The sequence below is a fragment of the Mesorhizobium sp. M5C.F.Ca.IN.020.32.2.1 genome (assembly GCF_004023105.1).
GTDB lineage: Bacteria > Pseudomonadota > Alphaproteobacteria > Rhizobiales > Rhizobiaceae > Mesorhizobium > Mesorhizobium wenxiniae.
On record NZ_RZSX01000735.1, the window covers coordinates 1 to 3,243 of the forward strand.

A 3,243-nucleotide genomic window follows, 5' to 3' on the forward strand; every position below is an offset into this window, starting at 1 on the left:
CATCTCGGCAGCGCTTTGTCGCGGCCGAAACCGCCGCATCGATATCGGCAGCACCGGCATCCGAGACCTTGGCCAGCAATTTGCCGGAGGCGGGATCGCTGGTGTCGAAAGTCTTGCCGCCGCTGGCCGCCTTCCAGTCGCCGCCGATGAACAGCGCTTTGGAGAAATCGCGCGCAGCAAGCCACGCATCGGCTTCATTGCGGGCCTCCGGCGCCGGACCGTAGTCCATGGCATGATAGCGTTCGAGAATGTTCACGGAGCGCTCCTCTTCAGCGAGGCAGGCGATCCTTCGCGCCCCCCTCTGTCCTGCCGGACATCTCCCCCACAAGGGGGGAGATCGGACTTCATGTTTGGCTGCGGCCATTCTGCAACGTCAGCAGTTGGCGAAATCGCCGATGACAGCCAATCTCCCCACGAGTGGGGAGGACAGAGGGGGGCGCGACGGAACTCTACGTTCAAAGCTAGGTCCGCCCTACGCCATCGCGTGGCGATGATTGGCCGAATAGTGACCGGTCAGATGGTGTTCGAGCTGGCGCTCGATGTCGGTCAAAAGGCTCGACGCGCCGAAGCGGAACAGGTCCGGCTCCAGCCATCGCCGTCCCAGTTCTTCCTTCATCAGCACCAGCCAGTCGAGCGACGCCTTTGCCGTGGATATGCCGCCGGCCGGCTTGAAGCCGATGAGATAGCCGGTTTCCTCGAAATAGGCGCGGATGGCGCGCACCATGGCAAGGCCGACGGGCAGCGTCGCGTTGACGCTTTCCTTGCCGGTCGAGGTTTTGATGAAATCGGCGCCCGCCATCATCGCCACCATCGACGCCAGCATGACGTTGCGCAGCGTGGCGAGATCGCCGGTACCGAGAATGACCTTGAGATGCGCCTCGCCGCAGGCGGCGCGCATCGCAACGATCTCGTTATAGAGTTCCTGCCATTTCGCTCCGAAGACCAGGCCGCGCGGAATGACGACGTCGATCTCGTCGGCGCCCTCGCTCACCGAAGCTTCGATCTCCTGCAGACGCGTCGACAGCGGGGTGAGGCCGTGCGGGAACGCAGTGGATACGGCGGCGACATGGATGCCGCTGCCGCGCAGCGCATCGACGGCGGTGGCGACGAAGGGATGATAGACGCAGACCGCCGCCGGGCGGATCTTTTCACCTGTAATGCCGAGACCTTCGACGATGTCGCGGCGGAACGGATTGACCGCCTTGGCGCAGAGCCGGCGCACGCGCTCGTCGGTGTCGTTCGAGTTCAGCGTGGGCAGGGCCATGCAGGCGACGGCGCGCAGCAGCCAGGCGGCCTGGTTGGCGGCCTTGATCGAGCGTCGTTTGGTCAGACTGGCGACACGCCGTTCCAGCGCCGAGCGGTTGACGCTGCGCATCGATTCCATGAAGCCGAGATCGAGCTTCATGCCGGGGTTGCGGGCAATGCCGTGCGCTTGCGACACCGGCGCGTTGGCGGCGGTGCGCGCCGGCAGCGGCGTGACCTTGGGCGCGCCCAACCTGTCGGCACCGAGATCGGCCTCGCGGATTGTGCTGCTCATCTCCTGCCCCTTTGTTCAGCGACGTCCACCGAGAATAGCCCGCGAAGCAGCGCTTCACGAGTCCTTCAAGCGGTCATAGTTGAAAAAGGCCGCGAAAGCAGCAGATTTTTGACCGTATGGTCAAACCCGTTTGAGGCGGGCGCCGAAGCGCCCCGCCGTCTCAGCCGACGAAGGCGCGCTCGACGACGAAGCTCGCCGGATGATGCAGCGAGCCTTCCTCGAAGCCGAGGCTTTCGGCCAGTTCCTTGACATCCCTAAGCATATGCATCGAGCCGCAGATCATTATTCGGTCGGTCTCCGGATCGAGCTTGTCGATGCCGAGATCGGCATAGAACTTTCCCGAGCCGATCAGCGCGGTGATGCGGCCCATGCGCTCGGAGGTTTCACGCGTCGTCGAATTGTAGAGCGTGACGCGGCCGCCGGTCAGCTCGCCGATCAGCGGATCGTTCTCCAGCTCTGCAACCAGCTCCTGGCCGTAGGTGAGTTCGGCATTGTCGCGGCAAGTGTGGGTCAGGATCACCTGCTCGAATTTTTCATAGGTGTCGGGATCGCGCAGCAGGCTGGCGAAGGGCGCTATACCGGTGCCTGTCGAGATCATGAACAGGCGCTTGGCCGGGGTCAGCGCGTCGACCACCAGCGTGCCGGTCGATTTTTGCCGCATTATGACGGTGTCGCCGATCTGAATCTTCTGCAGTTGCGAGGTCAGCGGGCCGTCCGGCACCTTGATCGAGAAGAATTCCAGTTCGTCGTCCCAGGCAGGGCTGGCGATCGAATAGGCGCGGAACACCGGTTTCTCGGCATTTGGCAGGCCGATCATGACGAATTCGCCGGAGCGGAAACGCAGCGATTGCGGCCGGGTGATGCGGAACGAAAACAGCCGGTCGGTGTAGTGCTTCACCGAGACGACGGTTTCGGCATAGACATTGGCCGGTATAGGAAACTGCAGCGGCCGGGCGCCGGCGGTGTTGAGCGTTGATATGGTGTTCATCAAACCTAACCTTCTGGCCAACCCGAGGGCGCTGACGCCAAACCTTCTCCTGCGCGCCCGAACCGATCAGGTCCCGGCGTGCCCGTTTGCACGGTAAGCTCTTGTGTCCCGAATTTATTAGTATACAAATGATATTTGCGTCAAGACGCCAGCGTGAAACACCTTTCCAAACTGACACATATCGGTAGTCCTGATATTTCGGGTTTCGACAATGAAAGAGAATTTTTCGGCGCAGACGCTGGATTCCCTCGGCAGCGTCGTCGCCGGCATCGATGTCGGCGGAACCTTTACCGACCTGCTTCTGATCGACGGCCGGGGCGGCGGCAAGGTGCATATCGCCAAGACCCCGACCACTACCGACAACCAGGCCTTCGGCGTCGTTTCGGCGCTCGGCGCCACCGGTTTCCCCATCCGCGGCATCGACCTCATCGTGCACGGCACGACGACCACCACCAACGCTGTGCTGGAACGCCGGCTGGCCAAGACCGGCATGATCACCACGCGCGGCTTTCGCGATGTCATCGAGCTTGGCCGGCGAACGCGGCCGCAGCCCTATGGCATGACAGGCAGCTTCGTCCCGATCATTCCGCGCAATCTGCGGCTTGAAGTGTCGGAGCGCGTCGAAGCCTCGGGCGCAGTGCGCATCCCGCTCGACGAAGCCGAGATGCGCGCGGCGATTTCCCAGTTGATCGAGGCCGGCTGCGAATCCCTCGTCATC

General features: G+C 62.9%; 3 protein-coding genes and 1 pseudogene. 1 reads left to right on the plus strand and 3 read right to left on the minus strand.

Features of this window, described 5'->3' with window-relative positions; genetic code table 11:
* The 3 genes and pseudogenes from EOA86_RS27915 to EOA86_RS27925 form a co-directional block, all read right to left on the minus strand.
* Positions 1 to 256, minus strand: a pseudogene (locus EOA86_RS27915) (aldehyde dehydrogenase); the annotation flags it as partial.
* 216 nt (positions 257 to 472) lie between these two features.
* Positions 473 to 1,537 (minus strand): deoxyribose-phosphate aldolase, encoded by a 1,065-nt coding sequence (deoC, locus tag EOA86_RS27920; protein WP_128344621.1) that lies wholly within the window; start codon positions 1,535 to 1,537, stop codon positions 473 to 475.
* Positions 1,538 to 1,697: 160 nt separating this feature from the next.
* On the minus strand, positions 1,698 to 2,525 hold the full coding sequence (locus EOA86_RS27925) for a ferredoxin--NADP reductase (RefSeq protein ID WP_128344623.1): 828 nt from the start codon (positions 2,523 to 2,525) through the stop codon (positions 1,698 to 1,700).
* Positions 2,526 to 2,736: 211 nt separating this feature from the next.
* Here EOA86_RS27925 and EOA86_RS27930 point away from each other — a divergent pair.
* A partial coding sequence (locus EOA86_RS27930; RefSeq protein ID WP_281035701.1) for a hydantoinase/oxoprolinase N-terminal domain-containing protein occupies positions 2,737 to 3,243 on the plus strand: 507 nt, incomplete at its 3' end.